21 protein-coding genes are annotated in these 19,362 nt (G+C 72.9%); 7 read left to right on the forward strand and 14 right to left on the reverse strand.

Annotation, left to right across the window (positions count from 1 at the left end; genetic code table 11):
* Window positions 1–195 precede the first annotated feature (195 nt).
* Complete coding sequence (locus tag ABD709_RS18785) at window positions 196–531, forward strand: helix-turn-helix domain-containing protein (RefSeq protein WP_344778312.1); 336 nt, start codon at window positions 196–198, stop codon at window positions 529–531.
* On the opposite strand, the gene ABD709_RS18790 is transcribed toward ABD709_RS18785, so the two are convergent.
* Together ABD709_RS18790 and ABD709_RS18795 are read right to left on the reverse strand one after the other, a co-directional pair.
* A complete protein-coding gene (locus ABD709_RS18790) occupies window positions 497–1,120 on the reverse strand; it encodes a ClpP family protease (RefSeq protein ID WP_344778314.1) in 624 nt (207 codons plus the stop codon). The genes ABD709_RS18785 and ABD709_RS18790 overlap by 35 nt on opposite strands.
* Window positions 1,117–1,740, reverse strand: coding sequence for an ATP-dependent Clp protease proteolytic subunit (locus ABD709_RS18795; protein WP_344778316.1), 624 nt, complete (start codon window positions 1,738–1,740; stop codon window positions 1,117–1,119). The genes ABD709_RS18790 and ABD709_RS18795 overlap by 4 nt, the downstream gene beginning before the upstream one ends.
* Window positions 1,741–1,891: 151 nt before the next feature.
* On the opposite strand from ABD709_RS18795, the gene ABD709_RS18800 reads away from it, so the two are divergent.
* On the forward strand, window positions 1,892–2,233 hold the full coding sequence (locus tag ABD709_RS18800; protein WP_344778318.1) for a cupin domain-containing protein: 342 nt from the start codon (window positions 1,892–1,894) through the stop codon (window positions 2,231–2,233).
* A gap of 3 nt (window positions 2,234–2,236) precedes the next feature.
* On the opposite strand, the gene ABD709_RS18805 is transcribed toward ABD709_RS18800, so the two are convergent.
* Complete coding sequence (locus ABD709_RS18805; protein ID WP_344778320.1) at window positions 2,237–3,118, reverse strand: LLM class F420-dependent oxidoreductase; 882 nt, start codon at window positions 3,116–3,118, stop codon at window positions 2,237–2,239.
* Between the two features lie 105 nt (window positions 3,119–3,223).
* Between ABD709_RS18805 and ABD709_RS18810 the strand changes: the two genes are divergently transcribed.
* Genes ABD709_RS18810 through ABD709_RS18825 form a run of 4 tightly spaced genes read left to right on the forward strand, consistent with a single transcriptional unit; the run spans window position 3,224 to window position 5,528 of the window.
* A complete protein-coding gene (locus tag ABD709_RS18810) occupies window positions 3,224–3,550 on the forward strand; it encodes a WXG100 family type VII secretion target (RefSeq protein WP_344778322.1) in 327 nt (108 codons plus the stop codon).
* A 1-nt stretch (window position 3,551) separates the two neighbouring features.
* A complete protein-coding gene (locus ABD709_RS18815) occupies window positions 3,552–3,845 on the forward strand; it encodes a WXG100 family type VII secretion target (protein WP_344778324.1) in 294 nt (97 codons plus the stop codon).
* Between the two features lie 2 nt (window positions 3,846–3,847).
* A complete protein-coding gene (locus ABD709_RS18820) occupies window positions 3,848–5,191 on the forward strand; it encodes a WXG100-like domain-containing protein (RefSeq protein WP_486348522.1) in 1,344 nt (447 codons plus the stop codon).
* 16 nt (window positions 5,192–5,207) lie between these two features.
* Window positions 5,208–5,528 (forward strand): hypothetical protein, encoded by a 321-nt coding sequence (locus tag ABD709_RS18825; protein ID WP_344778328.1) that lies wholly within the window; start codon window positions 5,208–5,210, stop codon window positions 5,526–5,528.
* 22 nt (window positions 5,529–5,550) lie between these two features.
* On the opposite strand, the gene ABD709_RS18830 is transcribed toward ABD709_RS18825, so the two are convergent.
* The 11 genes from ABD709_RS18830 to ABD709_RS18880 all read right to left on the reverse strand — a co-directional run bounded on the left by ABD709_RS18830 (window position 5,551) and on the right by ABD709_RS18880 (window position 17,604).
* Window positions 5,551–6,420, reverse strand: a complete 870-nt coding sequence (locus ABD709_RS18830; RefSeq protein WP_344778330.1) for an SCO6745 family protein — start codon at window positions 6,418–6,420, stop codon at window positions 5,551–5,553.
* Window positions 6,410–6,841: a PaaI family thioesterase gene (locus ABD709_RS18835; protein WP_344778332.1), complete on the reverse strand. Its 432-nt coding sequence runs from the start codon at window positions 6,839–6,841 to the stop codon at window positions 6,410–6,412. The genes ABD709_RS18830 and ABD709_RS18835 overlap by 11 nt, the downstream gene beginning before the upstream one ends.
* Before the next feature lie 9 nt (window positions 6,842–6,850).
* Complete coding sequence (locus ABD709_RS18840; protein ID WP_344778335.1) at window positions 6,851–7,453, reverse strand: GNAT family N-acetyltransferase; 603 nt, start codon at window positions 7,451–7,453, stop codon at window positions 6,851–6,853.
* A 42-nt stretch (window positions 7,454–7,495) separates the two neighbouring features.
* Complete coding sequence (gene helR, locus ABD709_RS18845; RefSeq protein ID WP_344778337.1) at window positions 7,496–9,640, reverse strand: RNA polymerase recycling motor ATPase HelR; 2,145 nt, start codon at window positions 9,638–9,640, stop codon at window positions 7,496–7,498.
* 177 nt (window positions 9,641–9,817) lie between these two features.
* Window positions 9,818–10,648, reverse strand: a complete 831-nt coding sequence (locus tag ABD709_RS18850; protein ID WP_344778339.1) for a bifunctional allantoicase/(S)-ureidoglycine aminohydrolase — start codon at window positions 10,646–10,648, stop codon at window positions 9,818–9,820.
* Between the two features lie 2 nt (window positions 10,649–10,650).
* Entirely contained in the window at window positions 10,651–11,991 is a 1,341-nt protein-coding gene (allB, locus tag ABD709_RS18855) for an allantoinase AllB (RefSeq protein ID WP_344778341.1), read from the reverse strand.
* Window positions 11,992–12,040: 49 nt separating this feature from the next.
* Complete coding sequence (locus ABD709_RS18860; RefSeq protein WP_344778343.1) at window positions 12,041–12,892, reverse strand: fumarylacetoacetate hydrolase family protein; 852 nt, start codon at window positions 12,890–12,892, stop codon at window positions 12,041–12,043.
* On the reverse strand, window positions 12,889–14,031 hold the full coding sequence (locus ABD709_RS18865; protein ID WP_344778345.1) for a glycerate kinase: 1,143 nt from the start codon (window positions 14,029–14,031) through the stop codon (window positions 12,889–12,891). Before ABD709_RS18865 ends, ABD709_RS18860 begins: the two co-directional genes overlap by 4 nt.
* Window positions 14,032–14,041: 10 nt before the next feature.
* Entirely contained in the window at window positions 14,042–15,817 is a 1,776-nt protein-coding gene (gene gcl, locus ABD709_RS18870; protein WP_344778347.1) for a glyoxylate carboligase, read from the reverse strand.
* A 1-nt stretch (window position 15,818) separates the two neighbouring features.
* Window positions 15,819–16,766 (reverse strand): 2-hydroxy-3-oxopropionate reductase, encoded by a 948-nt coding sequence (locus ABD709_RS18875; RefSeq protein ID WP_344778349.1) that lies wholly within the window; start codon window positions 16,764–16,766, stop codon window positions 15,819–15,821.
* A gap of 16 nt (window positions 16,767–16,782) precedes the next feature.
* Complete coding sequence (locus tag ABD709_RS18880) at window positions 16,783–17,604, reverse strand: hydroxypyruvate isomerase family protein (RefSeq protein WP_344778351.1); 822 nt, start codon at window positions 17,602–17,604, stop codon at window positions 16,783–16,785.
* A 110-nt stretch (window positions 17,605–17,714) separates the two neighbouring features.
* Here ABD709_RS18880 and ABD709_RS18885 point away from each other — a divergent pair, with 110 nt between their 5' ends.
* Complete coding sequence (locus tag ABD709_RS18885) at window positions 17,715–19,247, forward strand: PucR family transcriptional regulator (protein ID WP_344778353.1); 1,533 nt, start codon at window positions 17,715–17,717, stop codon at window positions 19,245–19,247.
* The last annotated feature ends 115 nt before the right edge of the window (window positions 19,248–19,362 follow it).

Below are 19,362 nucleotides of genomic sequence, written 5' to 3' on the forward strand. Positions count from 1 at the left end.
GGAGCGTTAGCGTGAGTCATTGAGGACCTTCGGTGAAGAGGTTGGTGTGGTAACCCCTCCGTACCGGAGGTCCTCGCTATTCGTCTACGCCTCGCCGTTCACAACCTGCCGGGGAACTACAGCTAGCGGAGCCCCGTTGTTCGCCTGCGGCGAACGCTCCTGCCGCAACGGAGCGGTGCGGCCTAGCGTGGGTCCATGGGCGACCTGATCCCGTTCCCGCAGCAGACCCCGCCGGCGCGCGAGCCGGAGCCGGCGCCCGCGCCGCTGTGGCGGGAGGCCGTCGGCCGGGAGCTGCGCGAGGAGCGGCAGCACCAGGAGCGGACCCTCGCGGACGTCGCCGGCGACGCGGGCGTGTCGACGCAGTACCTCTCCGAGGTCGAGCGGGGCCGCAAGGAGCCGAGCTCGGAGGTCCTCGAGGCCGTCGGCGGCGCGCTCGGGCTCGGCCTGCTCGACCTCACCGCCCGCGTCGCGCGCCGGCTGCACGAGGCCCGGCGGGTCACACCACGCGGGCCGCTGGCTCTGGCTGCCTGAGCTTCCGGCTCTCCAGGACCGCGTCGACCACGCCGTACGCCACCGCGTCCGCCGCACCGAGCACCAGGTCGCGCTCGGTGTCGTGCCGCACCTGGTCGGTGCTCCGGCCGCTGTGCAGGGCCAGCAGCTCGACCAGCTCGGCCCGCTGGCGGGCGATCTCCTTCGCCTCGACCTGCAGGTCCGGCAGCGCACCGCGGCTGCCGCCCGAGGGCTGGTCGAGGACGATCCGCGCGTGCGGCAGGACCGTACGGCGACCCGGCGCGCCCGCCGCGAGCAGCACCGCGGCGGTGCTGGCGGCCTGGCCGACGCAGGTCGTCGCGACCTGCGCGCGGATGAACTGCATCGTGTCGTAGATCGCGAGCATGGCGGTCGGCTCGCCGCCCGGGCTGTTGAGGTAGAGGTTGATCTCGGTGTCCGGGCTGTCGGACTCCAGGTGGAGCAGCTGCGCGATGGCCACGTTGGCGACGCCGTCGTCGATCGGCGTCCCGATGTAGACGATCCGGTCGGAGAGCAGCCGGCTGTAGATGTCGACCGCGCGCTCGCCGTGCAGGGTCTTCTCGACGACGGACGGGATCGTGTAGCTGCTCATCGGACGCCCGCCCCACTGAGGCCGAAGGCGGCGTTCCGGTTCGGCGTGACGGAGTGGACGTCGGTCAGCACGGCGTCCACGAAGCCGTAGTCACGGGCCTCGTCCGCGGTGAACCACCGGTCCCGCAGGGAGTCCTCGCCGATCCGCTCGACCGACTGCCCGGTCCGCTCGGCGGTGATCCGCAGCATCCGATCGTTGACCCGCGCGAGCCGCGCGGCCTGGATCTCGATGTCGCTGGCGGCACCGCCGAAGCCCGCCGAGCCCTGGTGCAGCAGCACCTCGGCGTTCGGAAGGACGAACCGCTTGCCCGGCGTGCCCGCCGTGAGCAGGAACTGTCCCATGCTGGCCGCGAGCCCCATCGCGAGGGTCGACACGTCGTTGGGGATCAGCTGCATCGTGTCGTAGATGGCCATGCCGGCCGTGACCGATCCGCCGGGCGAGTTGATGTAGATGCTGATGTCGCGGTGCGGGTCCTCCGCGCTCAGCAACAGGAGCTGGGCGCAGATCCGGTTCGCGATCGGGTCGTCGACCTCCTGGCCGAGGACGATGATGCGCTGGTGCTGCAGCTGGAGGGTGAGCTGGTCGTCGAGCGGTCCGGAGAGCTGGGTGGTCTGGGTCATGCACCGAGCCTGACTGCGCGCCCGCGCCGGTCCCAAGCGATTCACCCGAGGGCGGATCTGCCCTCAGCAGAGGGCCGGAGACGGAGGTGCCGCGCGGTACGGTCGTCCGGTCGCGGGAGGCTCGTCCCGCCGTCTCCCGAGAGGTTCTGCCATGAGCGACCCGGTGCAGACCAACCCGCACCTCTACCACGTCCTGTTCGAGAACGACCGCGTCCGCGTGCTCGAGTACCTCGACGAGCCGGGCGACCAGACGACACCGCACCAGCACCCCGACTCGGTGATGGTGACGCTGAGCGCGTTCCAGCGGCGCCTCCGGTCCGGGGACGCGGAGGTGGAGGTCGAGCTGCCGGCGTTCCAGGCCAGGTGGCTCGACGCCCAGGAGCACTCCGGCACCAACATCGGCGACACGCCGACGCACACGATCTTCGTGGAGCTCAAGGAGCCCGCGCCGACGGGCGGGGACGGCCCCGCCACGCTCGGCCCGAGCTCCTGACGGTCAGACCTGCGCGAGCCGCGGAACGATCCCCTCGACGACGCGCTCGGTCCACGCGACCGGGTCCTCGTACGTCGGCGGCGTCGTCTCGACGAGCGTGATGCCGAGGTCGGCGTACGCCTCCATCTCCTTGAAAAACGCGTCGGGGTCGTCCAGCGTCAGCGGTCGGTAGAGCATCGTCTTCTCGATCGCGTCGTAGTCGGTGCCGAGCCGGTCGCAGTGGCCACGCAGCACCTCGAGCTTGTGCCGGATCGTCTCCAGGCCCTCCGGGCCGGCCATCGCGAACAGGTTGCAGGCCTGGGCGTACTGCGCGACCATCCGCAGCGTCTTCCGCTCGCCGGCGCCGCCGATCAGGATCGGCACCGTGCCGCCGACCGGCTTCGGCAGGCAGATGGTCTCCGCGAGCCGGTAGTGCTTGCCCTCGAAGGGGCCGTCGTCGTCGGACCACATCTGCCGGAAGATCTGCAGCGCCTCCTCGAGCCGCTCGAAGCGCTCGGCCATCGGCGGGAACGGCACGCCGAGACCGACGTGCTCCCGCTCGTACCAGGCCGCCCCGATGCCCAGGACGAACCGGCCACCGGACAGCACGTCGAGCGTGGTCGCGGTCTTCGCCAGCAGCCCGGGGTGCCGGTAGGTCACGCCGGTGACCAGCGTCCGGAGGCCGATCCGCTGGGTGATGCCGGCGAGGTAGGCGAGGGTCGTGTAGCCCTCGAGCATCGGCTCGAACGGTCCACCGATGTTCTCCATCTGGAACCAGTGGTCCATCACCGAGAGCACGGCGACGCCGCCCTCGTCGGCGATGCGTGCCGTCTCGCCGAGCCGGTCGGTGATCGTCGTCTCCCACTCGGGGTGGGTGAAGGTGAAGTAGTGGATGCCCAGGTCCATGCTGACTTCCTACACCCGGCACCGTGAGCCGGAGCCGCGAGGCCGGTTGGATTCAGCACGTTCCGGACGGGGTATCACGGCCTCGGACCCTCGGGAGGAACGCGGATGAACGACCTGAACGACCTCGCGGTCGACTATCCCGCCATGCAGGCGGCGCGCGACGAGCTCGCGACCATCTCCGAGACCCTGCGCACCGAGCACAAGAGGCTCTCCGACGACATGGCCGCCTTCCTCGACGGCGACTGGGCCGGCCGGGCCGCCGACTCCTTCCGCACGCACTTCGAGGAGTGGGCGCACGCGGCCGACACGGTCCTCGTCGGACTGGGCAACGAGGCGGCGCTGATCGACGAGACCATGCGCCTGGTCCGGGCCCACGACGAGCACATCGTGGGCGACCTCGACCGGCTCGTGCAGCGCCTGGGACTGGTCTGACGTGGGCTACAAGGTCGACCTGGACCTCCTCGACCAGCGCATCGCCCAGATGGAGCGCTTCGAGGCGGCGCTCGACCGCGAGCTCGCGCGCCTCGACGAGGCGGTGTCGAAGCTGCACGACACGTGGTCGGGACTGGCCGCGCAGGCGCAGCGCGACGCGCACGAGAGGTGGCGCCAGGGGGCCCGCGACATGCGCACGGCGCTGGGCGGGCTGCGGGCCGCCGCACGCATGGCGCACGGCAACTACCACGGCGCGATCGAGGCCAACCGCACCATGTGGGAGCGCGTGCAGTGAACATGGTCGCGGTGGACGGCGGCGGCTACACCGCGGCCTGCGACTCGCTGTACGACGGCAACCACGCGGTGTTCAACGCGCTCGACGCCCTCTCCGACGCGCTCGCCGGCTCGGCGAGCATGGCGGGCGGCGACCAGTGCGGCGCCGAGTGGGCGAAGGGCTACGACCAGGCCGCTCCGCAGCTCGTCGACGCCGCCCGGCAGCTCGCCGACGGGTTCGCCAAGGCCGCGAACCTGACCAACACCTCGCTGTCCAACCACGACGCCGCCGACGGCGGGTCCACCCTCGACGAGAACCGCTACTACACCGGCCCTCCCGACGACCCCGATCCCGCCCACTACACCGAGAACCTCTACTTCACCGTCCCCTCCGCGACCGGCGGCGGGACCGACGAGCCAAGCTGGTGGCACTGGCTGGCCAGTCACATGGAGGGCTGGTTCTGGCCGAGCGCCGACACGGACCGGATGCGCGCCGTCGGCGCCGCCTGGCGGACCTGCGGCGGGTCGGTCCAGCTGGCCGGGTCCTACGCGACCTCCGCGTCCTCGTCGCTGAGCATCGAGCAGTCGCCGGAGATCGGCCTCGCCACCAAGAGCCTCGAGGCCCTCGACAGCCACTGCAACGACATCGGCTCGGCGATGATCGACCTCGGCAACGCCTGCGACGACTACGCGAGGCTCGTCGACGAGAAGCACCAGGAGATCGAGGACGAGCTGACCAGCTTCCTGGAGTGGACGGCGGGCATCCAGGTCGTCGGCGGGATCATCTCGATCTTCACGGCCGGTGTCGCCGAGGCCCCGACGCAGGCGGTCGAGGCGGCCGAGGTCGCGAACGCGGCGAGCAAGGTGGTCAACGTCATCAAGGGCCTCTTCACCGCGGTCAAGGGCCTCGAGACCGTCGCCGCCCTGCTGGAGCGGATCAAGACACCGCTCGCCGCGCTCGGCCGGCTGCTCGGAGGCGAGCGGGAGATCGTCGCCGTCGAGCGCGCGGCCGCCGAGGCAGAACGCACCGCGCTCCTCGACGAGCTCGAGGCCAACGGCATCAAGTTCTCCAAGGACAGCGTCGTCAGCGTGTTCCACGACGCCGACGGCAAGATCGTGTTCCTCGAGCAGGGGAACGAGCGCGCCGGCCTGCAGCACATCCTCAGCCACGCGGACGACTTCGCGAAGGCGGGGGTCCCGAAGGAGGACATCCCCGACCTGCTGCGGGCCGCCCTCAGCGAGGGCAAGGTCGTCGGCACCCAGGGCCGCGACCGCCCGATCTACGAGGTCGTCGTCGACGGCGTCACCCGGAGGGTCGCCATCACCGTCAGCAAGAATGGGTTCATCGTCGGCGCCAACCCCGCCTGAGTCAGGAGACAGCTGCATGCCCGAGCGCACCGTGCTCATCTACGCGGACTGGAAGGCCTGGCCGACGTGGACGGTCACCGACTCCGGCAGCGTCGACAACCCCTCGCCCAGCGACCTCGGCCTGTCGGACGAGCTGTCCGCCGACCTCGTCGCGTGGGCCGACGAGTACGACGCGATCTTCGACGAGGACTACCCGCCCGACACCGCGTTCCCGTCGGAGGAGGCCGAGCGCTCCTGGATCGCCCGCGGCCACGAGCTCGCCCGACGGGCGGCGGCCGAGCTCGGGCCGGCCACCGAGGTTCGCTACCGGTCCGGCGGCGAGCACCTCGCGGTCTGACCCGGACGCGGACCCTGCATGTTCAGCTGCTCAGGTCCAGTCCCATCGGCGACCGGACCGGGATCTCGCCGGCCGCGACGACGGCGGCGGTGACCGGACGGAGGGCCGCCACGAGTGCGTCCAGCTCGGCGTCGTCGAGCTGCTCGTACGCCGACCACGCCGCCGCGTCGGTGCGGTCCTCGACGTCCCGCTTCGCCGCCCGGCCGGCGTCGGTCAGCGTGCCGGCGTCGTCGACGTACCCGCGCTCGCGCAGCCCGGCCACGAGCGCGTCCCACTCGTCGGGGCCGAGGTGCCGGGCCGCGGCGTAGGTGTCGGCCGGCGTGCCGCTGGCGATCGCATGGAAGACGTGCGCCGCGCGACCGCCGATACCGGCCGCGAGCAGTGTTGCGACATGTCCGTCGCCGCGGTGCTCGCGGAGCAGGGTCGCTGCGTGCCAGAGCCGCGCGAGGGGCTCGTCGGGCTCGGGGAGCGAGCGGTTGGCCGCGAACAGCGGACGACCTTCCAGGGGCGCCGCGGCAGCCGCGCGGGCCGCGATCTCGGCGGCACGCTCGATCTCCGGTGCCGACGCCTGCTCGCCGAGGTGGCGACGTAGCGCAGCGACCGAGCCCTCCGACCGGGCAGCGAGCGCCGCCTCCGGCGGCGCGAACCCCCAGGCGTCCGGCAGCGCCCGCGCCACGTGGTCGAACGTGAAGTTGTAGAAGAGCGCATGGACGAGCTCGGGGCCGGTTGCGCCGAGCGGCGCGGCCCTGCCGGCGAAGTACCCCATCCAGAAGCCGCGGTAGCCCGCGGCCTTCAACGCCGCCAGCGGTTCGGGGGAGAAGTAGGTCACCGCGTGGACGGGCTCCAGCAGCCGCCACAGGACGCGGGCCCCTCCGACCCGCTCACGACCCATGGCGCGCACCCCAGTCCTCTCGCCGCACGAGGACGGCCGTCCCCATCGCCACCGCGCACACCGCCGCGCCGGCCGGCCCGACCATCTCCAGGGTCGCCGAGCACACCGCCTGCCGGGCCGTGTGGTGGGTGACCGTTCCCGTCGCGCGCAGCGTGCCCTCGCGAGCGGGCAGCACGTAGTCGATGGTCAGGCCGCGGGTCAGGATGCCCGGACCGAGGACGGTGCCGGCCGCGAAGGTGAGGACGTTGTCGGCCGCATAGCTCAGCACCCCGCCGTGCACGTACCGCTGCTGGTTGCGGTGGTGCTCCTCGATGTCGATCTCCAGGGTGGCCGTGCCCTCGTCGAACGCCGTGAGCCGGGCCCCGATCAGCTGGCTGAACGGCTGCTCGGCAAGGACGTGCTGGGCGAGGGAGAGCTCCATCCGCTCAATCTAGAGGGATCGGCCCCGCCACTCGCGGGCGAGGAGGGCGAAGTCGATCTCGGTGCCCCAGCGCCCCTTGAACCACTCGTTCTCGACCAGGACCGCCTCCTGGCGCATGCCGAGCTTGCCGAGCACGTTGGCCGAGGCCAGGTTGTCGGCGTCGATGCGCGCCGTGACCCGGCGCAGGCCCAGCCCGTCGAACGCGAGCCCGAGCAGCGCCCGGGCCGCCTCGGTCGCGTAACCGTGGCCGTGGAAGTCCGGATTGATGACGTAGCCGATCTCGCCGTTGCCGTGCCGCTCGCTGTGCCAGAACAGCACGAGGTCGCCGATCAGCCGGCCGGTCTCGGCGAGCACGACGGCGAGCGCGAGCACCTGTCCCTCCTCCGTCAGCTCGGAGCGGATCCGGTCGGGGTTCGCGAGTGCCTCGGCGAGCTCCTCGAGGCTGCGCGGCTCGGGCGGGATGTAGGCGCACACGTCCTCGCGGGAGAGGTAGGCGTGCATGGCCTCGAGGTCGGCGACCGGGTCGATCGGCCGCAGGAGCAGCCGCTCGGTGGCGATGGGATAGGCGGGCGCGAGCCCTGCTCGGCGTACGTCGTCCGGCACGTCACGCATTCCACACGATTTCGACCCGCCCCGCCGCCCGGTTTCCGCCGGTCAGCCGAGCACCACGAGCTGCTGGGTGGCGCGGGTCATCGCGACGTAGCGGTCGACCGCCCCCTCGATGCCGGTGCCGAAGGCTTCCGGGGCCACCAGCACGACCAGGTCGAACTCGAGGCCCTTCGCGAGCTCCGGGGTGAGCGAGCTGACCCGCGGCGTCGCCCGGAAGCCCGGGTCCCCGATGACGCAGGCCGTGCCGTCCGGGTGCGCGTCCAACCAGGCGCCGACGACGTCGCCGAGCTCGGCGATCGATCCGTGCCGCACGGGCACGCCGCTGCTCCGGATCGAGGTCGGGACGTTGGCGTCGGGCAGGACGGCGCGGATCACCGGCTCCGCCTCGGCCATCACCTCCTCCGGGGTGCGGTAGTTGACGGACAGCGCGGCCAGTCCGACGCGGTCGAACCCCACCCGCTCGAGCCGCTGCTGCCAGGTCTCGCCGAACCCGTGCCGGGCCTGCGCCCGGTCGCCGACGATCGTGAAGCTGCGCGACGGGCAGCGGCGCAGCAGCATCTGCCACTCGGCGTCGCTGAGCTCCTGCGCCTCGTCGACCACCACGTGCGCGAACGGGCCGGCGAGGAGGTCCGGATCCAGCGTAGGTACGACCTCCTCGTCGTCGAGTGCCGCCTGGAGGTCCTCGCCACGCAGCATCGACATCACCATCATCTCGGAGTCGTCGGTCGCGATCAGGTGGTCGACGACCTCGGCCATCTGCTCCCGCTCGGCGGCCAGCACCGCCTCGCGACGGCGGCGGTGCCGGGACGCGTCGGGGTCGCCCAGCCGCTGCCGGGCGGCGTCGAGCAGGGGCAGGTCCGGCACGGTCCACGCCCCGACGTCGGTGCGCTGGAGCGCGCGGACCTCGTCGTCGTCGAGCCAGGGCGCACACATCCGCAGGTAGGCCGGCACCGACCACAGGTCCCCCACCAGGTCGGCCGGATCGATCAGCGTCCACGCCTTGTCGAGCGCAGCGACCAGCTCCTGGCTCCGGGCCAGCGCCCGTCGGACCAGGTCAGCGGGGGCCTCCTCCTCGTCGAGCTTGCCCGCCACGATCGTGGCGAGCGCGTCCCAAATGTCGTCGCGCGCCTCGTTGTGCGGGGTGCCCGGGTCGACGGCCTCGAACGCCTCGGCCCAGTCGGCCGTGCTCACCCAGACGTCGCCCCAGGGGGTCTCGACCTCCATCCCCTCGGTGGGCAGCTCCTCGTAGAGGCGGACGGCGGGCTCGATCGCGTCGACCATCCGTGCGTCGGCCTTGAGCCGGGCGACCTCGGGGTCCGGCTCCTCCGCGGCCGCGCCGCCCTCCGGCAGCAGGTCGCGCAGGGTGCAGGTCTGCACGCCCTCCTCGCCGAGGCTCGGCAGCACGTCGGCGACGTAGGCCAGGTAGGGACGGCTCGGGCCCACGAACAGCACGCCTCCCCGGCGGTGCCCGAGGCGCGGGTCGGCGTACAGGAGGTACGCCGCGCGGTGCAGCGCCACGACGGTCTTCCCCGTGCCGGGACCGCCGTCGACGACGAGGGCGCCGCGCGAGCCGGCGCGGATGATCGCGTCCTGGTCGGACTGGATGGTGCCGAGCACGTCGCGCATCTGGGGCGAACGGCTGGCACCGAGGCTGGCAATGAAGGCCGACTGGTCGTCGAGCGCGGCGTTGCTCTCCAGGCCCTCCGGGGTGAACACCTCGTCCCAGTAGTCGGTGACCCGGCCACGGGTCCACCGGTAGCGACGCCGGCTGACCAGGCCGAGAGGGTGAGCGTGGGTCGCCGCGAAGAACGGCTCCGCCGCGGGCGACCTCCAGTCGACCAACAAGGGACGCCCGGCTGGGTCAACGGGATCGGTGAGCCCGAGGCGCCCGATGTAGAGCGGTTCCTCCTCGCCCTCCGCCACGACCCGGCCGAGGCACAGGTCGAGGCTGAACCGGCGCAGCAGGCGCAGCCGCGCAGTCAGCCGGTGCACCTCCTGGTCACGCTCGAGGGCGGCCTGGCCTTTGCCGCCCGGTTCCTTGCGGGCGGTGTCGAGACGCTCGGTCAGGTCGGCGACGGTGTGCTCGAGGCTCTGCGTCATCGCCGCGAAGTGCTGGGCGTCGGCGGCGATCAGGGTGGGGTCGGCCTTGGCGGCCAGGTGCGGGGGAAGGGCGAACGCGGGTGAGGTCACGAGTTCCTCTCGGCGGGTGCGGTCCGGTGAGCGACCCGGATTCTCGCCCCGCACCGGGGCCTTGCGGCAAGCCCCCTGTGCCGCTATACCTTGTAAGTGGAGGAGCCGGTCACGGCTCCTCCGTTGCTGTGTACGGGTCGGATTCCGTCGCCCGCGACCCACCCGGGCACGGGACGATCAGCCGAGCTGGCCCCTCAGCTTCGCGTGCCGGTTGACGTCCTTGTAGAGCAGGTAGCGGAACCGGCCGGGACCGCCGGCGTAGCAGGCCTGCGGGCAGAACGCCCGCAGCCACATGAAGTCGCCCTCCTGGACCTCGACCCAGTCCTTGTTGAGCAGGTAGACCGCCTTGCCCTCCAGCACGTAGAGGCCGTGCTCCATGACGTGGGTCTCCGGGAACGGGATCGCACCGCCGGGCTCGAAGTTGACGATGTTGACGTGCATGTCGTGCCGCACGTCCGACGGGTCGACGAAGCGCTGCGTCGTCCAGGCACCGTCGGTGCCGGGCATCTCGCCGCCCTCGACGTCGACCTCGTTGGTCACGAACGGCTCGGGGACGTCGATGCCGTCCACGCGGTCGTAGGCCTTGCGGATCCAGTGGAACGTCGCCGTCTCGGTGGTCTGGTTGTGCAGGGTCCACGCGCAGCCCGGCGGCAGGAAGGCGTAGCCGCCGTGGTCGAGCTGGTGCTTGTCGCCCTCGACGGTGAGGGTCAGCCCGCCGTCGACCACGAACAGCACGCCCTCGGCACCCGGGTCGAGCTCGGGCTTGTCGCTGCCGCCGCCGGGCTGCACCTCGACGATGTACTGCGAGAAGGTCTCGGAGAAGCCGGAGAGCGGCCGCGCGAGCACCCACAGCCGGGTGCCCTCCCAGAACGGCAGCGCGCTGGTGACGATGTCGCGCATCGTGCCGCGGGGCAGGACGGCGTACGCCTCGGTGAAGACCGCGCGGTCGGTGGTCAGGTCCGTCTGGCCGGGGAGCCCGCCCTTCGGGGCGTAGTAGCGGGGGCTCATGGTCAGGCTCCTCCTCGGGTCAGCAGCCGGCCGCGTGGCTCGGCATCGAGATCGATCCGCTCGCCGCGCAGCCAGGTCGACCGTACGACGCCCGCGAGCTCGCGTCCGTCGTACGGCGTCACGGCGTTCTTGTGGTGCAGCCTGGCGACGTCGACGATGAACGTCTCGTCCGGAGCCAGGACGCAGAAGTCGGCGTCCCGGCCGACCTCGATCCCGCCCTTGCGGCGCATGCCGGTCTGGGCCGCCGGCGCCTGGCTCATCCAGCGTGAGACGTCGGTGAGGGCGAAGCCGCGGCGGCGCGCCTCGGTCCAGACGGCGGAGAGGCCGAGCTGGAGCGAGGAGATGCCGCCCCAGGCGACGCCGAAGTCGCCGGTGTCGAGGGCCTTGAGGTCCGGCGTCGACGGCGAGTGGTCGGTGACCACGAGGTCGACGACGCCGTCGCGCAGGCCCTCCCAGAGCAGCTCGCGGTTGGCGGTCTCGCGGATCGGCGGGCAGCACTTGTACTGCGTCGCGCCGTCCGGGATGTCCTCGGCGGCGAAGGTCAGGTAGTGCGGGCAGGTCTCGGCCGTCACCGCGACGCCATCCCGCCGGGCCGAGGCCAGCAGCGCCAGGACGTCGGAGCTGGACACGTGCAGCACGTGCACCCGGCAGCCGGTCCGGCGCGCAAGCTCGATCACCTGCGCCACGGCGAGGTTCTCGGCGTCGCGCGGTCGGCTGCGCAGGAAGCCGTCGTAGTGCGCGCCGTCGGGGTTGGGCGCGGTCTCGATCGCGTGGCTGTCCTCGGCGTGGACGATCAGCAGCCCGCCGAAAGAGCTGATCTCGGTCATCGCCGCCTCGACCTGCGCGGGCGCCAGCGGCGGGAACTCGTCGACGCCGGAGTGCAGCAGGAAGCACTTGAAGCCGAACACGCCCGCGTCGTGCAGGCCGCGCAGGTCCGGGACGTTGCCCGGGATCGCGCCGCCCCAGAACCCGACGTCGACGTACGCCTGGGGCTCGGCGGTCTTCCGCTTCACCTCCAGCGCCGGTACGTCGCAGGTGGGCGGGATGCTGTTGAGCGGCATGTCGACGATCGTCGTGACACCGCCGGCGGCCGCCGCGCGGGTCGCGCTCGCGAAGCCCTCCCACTCGGTGCGGCCGGGATCGTTGACGTGCACGTGGGAGTCGACGACGCCCGGCAGCAGCACCTCGTCGTCCGCGAGCTCGAGCACCATGGCCCCGGACATCCCGGCGTCGTAGGGCTCGACGGCGACGATCGAGCCGTCCCGCACACCGACCGATCGCGGCGCCTCGCCGTCGGCGGTGATGGTCCGCCGGGCCCGGACCACGAGGTCGAGGTCGGTCATCTGTGCTCCTGTCGTCGTGCGGTGTCGGCTCATTCTGCGCTCGCGGGCCTCACGGTGCGACGACCTCGTTCCGCTGCCGCCCGAGACCGGCGACCTCGAGCTCGACGACGTCGCCGGGTCGCAGGTAGGGCTTGGGCTCCGGCCGTCCCGCGGCGACGCCGCCCGGCGTGCCGGTGAGCACGACGTCGCCGGGCTCGAGCGTCATCAGCGCGGACACCGCGCAGAGGAGCTCGGCGACACCGAACGCCATCGTCTTCGTGCTGCCCGACTGCCGCAGCTCGCCGTTGATCCACAGCTCCAGGGTGAGCCCCTGCGGGTCGGGGACCTCGTCGGCGGTGACCAGCCACGGCCCGAGCGGGGTGAAGGTGTCGCAGCACTTGCCCCTGGTCCAGGTGGGCCCGGCGGCCAGCAGGTCGCGCTCGGTGACGTCGTCGGCGGCGACGTAGCCGGCCACCGCCGCCAGCGCCGCGGCCGGGTCGGCGCAGTGCCGCAGCCTGCGGCCGAGGACCACCCCGAGCTCGACCTCGTGGTCGGTCGCGACGCTGCCGGGCGGGAGCTCGATGTCGTCGTAGGGCCCGGTGATGCCGGAGGCCGGCTTGAGGAACACGACGGGCTCGGCCGGCAGCGCGAGCCCCGCCTCGACCGCGTGGTCGCGGTAGTTGAGCCCGATCCCGACCACCTTGCCGGGTCGCGCGATCGGCGGGCCGACCCGCGTCCCGGCCGCCACCTCCGGAAGCGTGCCGGAGCCCAAGGCGTGCCGTACGGCGCTCAGCGCCACCGGGTCCGCCAGGAAGCCGGCGTCGACCTCGTCGGCCACCGACGACAGCTCGCGCAGGAGGCCCGCGTCGTCGAGCGCGGCCGGCCGCTCCTGCCCGCGCGGCCCGACCCGCAGCAGCCTCATCGCCGCACTCCGGCGGCCGGCACCGGGAGGTGGCCGGCTGCGATCCGCGCACCGAGGTCGTCGAGGAGGACGGCGGCGTCGCTCAGGCAGCGCTGGAGGTCGGGCTCGACGTCGGTGAGTGCGTACGCCGACCCGATCCCGGCGTCGCGGAGCCGGCCGGCGCCGAGCAGGTTGGTGCCGCAGACCGCGACGACCGGGATGCCGGCCGCGCGGGCGGCAGCGGCGACGCCTGCCGGGGCCTTGCCGTGCAGGGTCTGCTCGTCGAGCGCGCCCTCGCCGGTGACGACCAGGTCCGCGCCGGAGAGGCGATCGTGGAAGCCGACCAGGTCGAGGACCAGGTCGATGCCGGGCCGCAGCCGCCCGCCGAGCAGGGCGAGCGCGGCGAAGCCGACGCCGCCGGCGGCACCGGCTCCCGTGGTGTCGGTGAGATCCTGACCCGTGATCCTGGCGACGACGTCGGCGAACCGCCCGAGGGCGGCGTCGAGCCGGGCCACCTGCCCGGCGTCGGCGCCCTTCTGGGGGCCGTAGGTCGCCGCGGCGCCGGCGGGACCGGTGAGCGGGTTGTCCACGTCGCACGCCACGACCAGCTCGACGTCCGCCAGCCGTCGGGCCAGCGGACCGAGGTCGATCGTCGCCAGGTCCGCGAGAGCCGCGCCGCCGTCGGGCAGCTCCTCTCCGGCAGCGTCGAGCAACCGGGCACCCAGGCTGCGCACCAGGCCTGCGCCGCCGTCGGTGCTCGCGCTGCCGCCGATGCCGAGCACGATCCGCCTGCAGCCCGCGTCGATCGCCGCTCCGATCACGTCGCCCGCGCCGCGGCTGCTCGCCGTCAGCGGCGCCGGGCCGTCGGGCAGCCGGCCCAGCCCGCAGGCGTCGGCCAGCTCCACGACCGCGACGTCGCCGCGGCGAGCGAACCCGGTGGCGACGGGGTCGCCCGTCGGCCCGGTCGCGGTGACCGGCGCCGGCTCGAAACCAGCCGCCAGCGCGGCGGCGAGGGTGCCCTCGCCGCCGTCGGCCACCGGCACCGACCTCAGGTGGACGTCGGGACGCGCGCGGCGTACGCCGGAGGCGACGGCGGCGGCGACCTGCGCCGCGGTGAGCGACCCCTTGAACTTGTCCGGGGCGATGAGGACGGTGACCACGGGCCGGTCCTCAGTCCAGCAGCGCGATCGCGGTCGGCGCGTCGACGCCGCGCGCGGCGAGGTCCTCGAACTCGACCACGCCGTCGATCTCGGTGCCCATCGACACGTTGGTGACGCGCTCGAGGATCACCTCGACGACGACGGGGACGCGGTACTCCGCCAGCATCGCCTTGGCCTTCTCGAAGGCCGCGCCGAGGTCCTCGGGGTCGGTCACCCGGACGGCCTTGCAGCCCAGCCCCTCGGCGACCTTGAGGTGGTCGACCCCGTAGCCGCCGACCTCGGGACTGTTGACGTTGTCGAACGCGAGCTGCACGCAGTAGTCCATCTCGAACCCGCGCTGCGCCTGGCGGATCAGCCCCAGGTAGGAGTTGTTCACGACCACGTGGATGTAGGGGATGTTGAACTGCGCACCCACGGCCAGCTCCTCGATCAGGAACTGGAAGTCGTAGTCGCCGGACAGGGCGACGACCTGGCCGTCCGGGTCCGCGGTGGCGACGCCGAGCGCCGCGGGCAGCGTCCAGCCCAGGGGGCCCGCCTGGCCGGCGTTGATCCAGTGCCGCGGCTTGTAGACGTGCAGCAGCTGCGCCGCCTGGATCTGGGAGAGCCCGATCGTGCTGACGTAGCGGGTGTCCGCGCCGAAGGCGCGGTTCATCTCCTGGTAGACCCGCTGCGGCTTGATCGGGACCTCCGCGAAGCTGGTCCGGCGCTGCAGGCTCTGCTTGCGCTCGCGGCACTCCTCGGCCCAGGTGGTCCGGTCCGGAAGCCGGCCGTCGGCCGCCCACTCCTTCGCGACCTCGACGAGGACGGCGAGCGCGGCTCCGGCGTCGGACACGATCGAGTAGTCCGGCGCGAAGACCCGGCCGATCTGGGTCGGCTCGATGTCGACGTGGGTGAACGTGCGGCCCTCGGTGTAGGTGCCGACCGAGCCGGTGTGCCGGTTCGCCCAGCGGTTGCCGATGCCGAGCACGTGGTCGGCCGCCAGCATCGTGGCGTTGCCGTAGCGGTGCGAGGTCTGCAGCCCGACCATGCCGGCCATCAACGGGTGGTCGTCGGGGATCGTGCCCCAGCCCATCAGGGTCGGCACGACCGGGACACCGGTGACCTCGGCCAGCTCGACCAGCAGGTCGGCCGCGTCGGCGCTGACGACGCCGCCGCCGGCGACGATCAGCGGCCGCTCGGCCTCGACCAGCATCGCCAGCGCACGCTCGGCCTGGCCCCGGGTGGCGGTGGGCCGGCTGACGGGCAGCGGCTCGTAGGTGTCGATGTCGAACTCGATCTCGGCGAGCTGCACGTCGATCGGCAGGTCGACCAGCACCGGGCCGGGCCGCCCCTCGCGCATCAACCAGAACGCCTTCTGGAACGTGCCCGGCACCTGCGCCGGCTCCATCACGGTGACCGCCATCTTGGTGAGCGGCCGGGCGATCGCGGCGATGTCGACCGCCTGGAAGTCCTCCTTGTGCAGCTTCGCCACCGGCGCCTGCCCGGTGATGCACAGGATCGGGATCGAGTCCGCGGAGGCGGAGTAGAGCCCGGTGACCATGTCGGTGCCGGCCGGGCCGGACGTGCCGATGCAGACGCCGATGTTGCCGGCCGCCGCCCGGGTGTAGCCCTCGGCCATGTGCGAGGCCGCCTCGACGTGGCGAGCGAGGACGTGCTCGAGCCCACCGTGCCGGCGCATCGCGCTGTAGAACGGGTTGATGGCGGCGCCCGGCAGCCCGAACAGCTGGGTGGCGCCCTCCTTCTCCAGGATCAGGACGGCGGCGTCGACCGCGCGCATGCGTGTCATGTCAGGACTCCTTGCGTCGGTGGTCGAGGAGGTCGCCCTGGCGACCGTCACGAGACCCGGTGGGGCGGCCGCTCAGGCGCTCGACGCCACGCAGCAGGCCGGAGTGGTCGAGGCCGCCGTCGCCGTTGGCGCGAGCGGCGGCCATCAGCTGGGCCACGAGCGAGCCGAGCGGTACGACGACCCCGGCCTCCCGCGCCGCGGCGGTCACGATGCCGAGGTCCTTGTGGTGCAGCTCGATCCGGAAGCCGGGCTCGAAGGACCGGGTCAGCATGTTGGTCTTCTTCTGGTCGAGCACGGCCGATCCGGCCAGCCCGCCGCCGAGGACCTCGAGCGCCGCGGCGGTGTCGACGCCGTACGCCTCCAGGAAGACGACCGCCTCGGCCAGCGCCTGGATGTTGGCGGCGACGACCAGCTGGTTGGCGGCCTTGACGGTCTGGCCGGAGCCGCTGGGCCCGACGTGCACGACGGTCCTGCCGACCACGTCGAGGAGCGGCCGCGCCTCGGCGAAGTCCTCGGCCGAGCCGCCGACCATGATCGAGAGCGCGGCGTTCCGGGCGCCGGCCTCGCCGCCGGAGACCGGTGCGTCGAGCAGCTTGAAGCCGCGCTCGTGCGCCTGCTCGGCCAGCGTCGTCGTGACGTCGGGCCGGATGCTCGAGAAGTCGATGATCAGGGTGCCCGGCTTGGCGCTGTCGAAGACACCGCCCTCGCCGGTGAGGACCGCCTGGACGTCCGGCGAGTCGGGCACCATCACGCAGACGACGCCCGCGTCGGCGACCGCGTCCTGGATCGACGAGGCCGCCCGGCCGCCGGCCGCGACCAGGGCCCCCGTCCGGCCGGGAGTGCGGTTGTAGCCGGCGACGGCGTGGCCGGCCCCGGCCAGGTGGACGGCCATCGGGCTGCCCATGATCCCGAGGCCGATGAAGGCGATGTTCGACGTGGGGTTCGACACGGGAGAGGTCCTCTCGTCAGTGGGTGGCTGCAGCGGCGCCGCGACGCTCGCGCGGCAGCCAGCCGAAGCTGTCGGTGGTGGTCGTGGCGGGCTTGTACTCGAGGCCGACCCAGCCGGCGTAGCCACCGGCCTGGAGCGCCGCCAGCTGGCGCTCGAGCGGCAGGCTGCCGGTGCCCGGCTCGTTGCGGCCGGGAGCGTCCGCGACCTGGACGTGCGCCACCTTGTCGGTGTGCCGGTCGAGAACGGCGTCGACGTCGTCGCCGTTGACCGCGAGGTGGTAGAGGTCGGCGAGCAGGCCGATGTTCGGCTCGCCCGCGCGGTCGACGACGGCGAGCGCGTCCGCCGCGGTCAGCAGCGGGTAGCGCTCGGCCCCGCTGACCGGCTCGACCAGCACGGTGCCCCCGATCCGGGCAGCGGCGCGGGCGGCGAGCACGAGGTTCTCCGTGCCGAGCTCGTCCTGGGCCTCGGGAGCGAGGCCGTCGACCCGGTTGCCGTAGAGCGCGTTGAACGCCCGGCACCCGAGCCGCTCGCCGATCCCGACGACGACGTCGACGTTGTCGCGGAACTCCGCCGACCGGGCCGGCCAGGAGACGAGCCCCCGGTCGCCGCCGGGCATGTCACCGGCGAAGAAGTTCAGGCCGACCAGCTGCACCCCGGCGTCCGAGATCGCGCTCACCAGGGCGTCCACGTCCCTGTCGGCCGGAACCGCCTCCGCGAACGGCCACCAGAGCTCGAGCGCGTCGAACCCGGCGGCCCGGACGGCGGCCGGGCGCTCGAGCAGCGGCAGCTCGGTGAAGAGGATCGAGCAGTTGACCTCGAAGCGGAGCGAGTGGCTCATCACGCGCCTTTCTAGCACCATTTCCGTATCGCGGAAGCAAGTTTCTGGATTACGGAACGCGACAGTAGGCACGTGACGCCGGACACGTCAAGCCCTGTAGATTCATCCAAGTGCTGCTGGCGGACCTGCTGGACACGGCGCACCTCGAGCTGCGGCTCCGGTACGAGGCGCCGGGTGGCCTGCAGCGACCGGTCGGCCGGGTGGTGACGACCGACCTCCTCGAACCGGGCGGCTACCTGGCCGGGAGCGAGCTGGTGCTGACCGAGCTCGCCTGGCGGCGAAGCCCGGACGACAGCGAGACGTTCGTCAGGTCGATCGCGGAGCGCGGCGTCAGCACCCTCGTCACGGGCACCGTGCTGTTCGGGCCGGCCCCGGAGGACCTGGTCGAGGCGTGCCGGCGGCACGGCGTGACCCTGATCGAGGTCCCGCCGGGGGTGGCGTTCATCGACGTGACCGACCACCTCACCAGCGTCGACGCGGCTGAGAGCGGCAGCCGGCTCTCGGCGGGACTCGTCCGCCAGCGGGAGCTGCTCGGGTCGATGGCGGCCGGCCGCAGCCTGCCCGAGATCGTCGCCCGGGTCGCCCGGGAGATCGGCCACGACTGCCGCGTGCTCACGCCGACGGGGCGGTTCGTCGTGGTCGGCGACCACGAGCTCGGCCAGCCCGCCGTCGACGGGATCGTCCACGAGTTCCTGTCCGCGACCGTCCTGCCCGCCGTGGTGCGCACGGGGGACGAGACCCACAGCCTGTTCGCCGTCGGGTCGGGCCTCGGTCACCGACCGACCGGCTGGATGCTCGTCGTCGACGGGGACCACCACGAGTGGCCGCGCGAGCACGTGGACGCCGTGGGCGACCTCGGTGCGATCGTGGCGCTGGACCGGACCCGCCACGACGAGCGGCTCCGCGCGGTCCGTCCGATCGCCGCCGACGTCCTGGCCCTCGTCGAGGCGGGCGCCCCGACGCCCGAGGTCGCGAGCCGGCTGCGCCAGGCGGGTGCCGACCCCGAGGCGGCCCTGGTCGTCCTCGCCGCCGACCTCGGCGCGATCGCCGGCGACGATGCGGCCGGGCTCGTGGAGGACGTCGCGCTGACGATCGGCACACCGGTGGTCGCGGCGGACCGCGAGGGCCGGGTGGTCGCACTGCTGCCGGACGCGCCCGACCTCGTCAGGCGGGTGCGGGCCGCTGCCGCGCGACTGGCCGCCGGGCTGTCCCGGGACGAGCGGCTGGCCGTCGGGGTCAGCGGCGCCACCGGTGTCACGGCGCTGTCCGGTGCCCTGGACGAGGCCCGGTTCGCCGTACGCGCGGCGCGGGCGGGCGGCGGGCAGGTGTCGGTCGTCGGCTCGGAGGAGGTGACCTCCCACGTGCTGCTCCTCGCCGCCGTGCCGGACGACGTACGGCGCGCCTACGCCCTCCGCGTGCTCGGCACCCTCGTCGAGCACGACGTCCGGTCCGGCACCGACCTGGTGGAGACGCTACGGACGTTCCTGGGCTGCTCCGGGTCCTGGACCCGGACGGCGGACGCGCTGCACCTGCACGTCAACACGGTCCGCTACCGGGTCCAGCGGGTGCAGGAGCTCATCGGCCGCGACCTCGCCCGCTTCGACGACCGGGTCGACGTCTACCTCGCCCTCGAGTCCCTCTGATCGGACCTCGACAGCACCGACCTTTGTGCGATCGCACGAACCGCCGGCCCGGATCGGATCGAACTTCGGAGGTTCCGCGGGTGCCGGGCGTCCCTGCGTCCGGCGCACGCTGTGA

Origin of the sequence: Nocardioides panacisoli (assembly GCF_039537325.1) — a bacterium.
Taxonomy (GTDB): Bacteria; Actinomycetota; Actinomycetes; order Propionibacteriales; family Nocardioidaceae; genus Nocardioides; species Nocardioides panacisoli.

Coding starts and splice junctions, on each gene's coding strand:
- ABD709_RS18880 (WP_344778351.1), bottom strand. CDS start 17,604: ATGAGCCACTCGCTCCGCTTCGAGGTCAACTGCTCGATCCTCTTCACC.
- ABD709_RS18795 (WP_344778316.1), bottom strand. CDS start 1,740: ATGACCCAGACCACCCAGCTCTCCGGACCGCTCGACGACCAGCTCACC.
- ABD709_RS18785 (WP_344778312.1), top strand. CDS start 196: ATGGGCGACCTGATCCCGTTCCCGCAGCAGACCCCGCCGGCGCGCGAG.
- gcl (WP_344778347.1), bottom strand. CDS start 15,817: ATGACACGCATGCGCGCGGTCGACGCCGCCGTCCTGATCCTGGAGAAG.
- ABD709_RS18850 (WP_344778339.1), bottom strand. CDS start 10,648: ATGAGCCCCCGCTACTACGCCCCGAAGGGCGGGCTCCCCGGCCAGACG.
- ABD709_RS18790 (WP_344778314.1), bottom strand. CDS start 1,120: ATGAGCAGCTACACGATCCCGTCCGTCGTCGAGAAGACCCTGCACGGC.
- ABD709_RS18810 (WP_344778322.1), top strand. CDS start 3,224: ATGAACGACCTGAACGACCTCGCGGTCGACTATCCCGCCATGCAGGCG.
- ABD709_RS18800 (WP_344778318.1), top strand. CDS start 1,892: ATGAGCGACCCGGTGCAGACCAACCCGCACCTCTACCACGTCCTGTTC.
- ABD709_RS18830 (WP_344778330.1), bottom strand. CDS start 6,420: ATGGGTCGTGAGCGGGTCGGAGGGGCCCGCGTCCTGTGGCGGCTGCTG.
- allB (WP_344778341.1), bottom strand. CDS start 11,991: ATGACCGACCTCGACCTCGTGGTCCGGGCCCGGCGGACCATCACCGCC.
- ABD709_RS18860 (WP_344778343.1), bottom strand. CDS start 12,892: ATGAGGCTGCTGCGGGTCGGGCCGCGCGGGCAGGAGCGGCCGGCCGCG.
- ABD709_RS18820 (WP_486348522.1), top strand. CDS start 3,848: ATGGTCGCGGTGGACGGCGGCGGCTACACCGCGGCCTGCGACTCGCTG.
- ABD709_RS18835 (WP_344778332.1), bottom strand. CDS start 6,841: ATGGAGCTCTCCCTCGCCCAGCACGTCCTTGCCGAGCAGCCGTTCAGC.
- ABD709_RS18825 (WP_344778328.1), top strand. CDS start 5,208: ATGCCCGAGCGCACCGTGCTCATCTACGCGGACTGGAAGGCCTGGCCG.
- ABD709_RS18805 (WP_344778320.1), bottom strand. CDS start 3,118: ATGGACCTGGGCATCCACTACTTCACCTTCACCCACCCCGAGTGGGAG.
- ABD709_RS18840 (WP_344778335.1), bottom strand. CDS start 7,453: ATGCGTGACGTGCCGGACGACGTACGCCGAGCAGGGCTCGCGCCCGCC.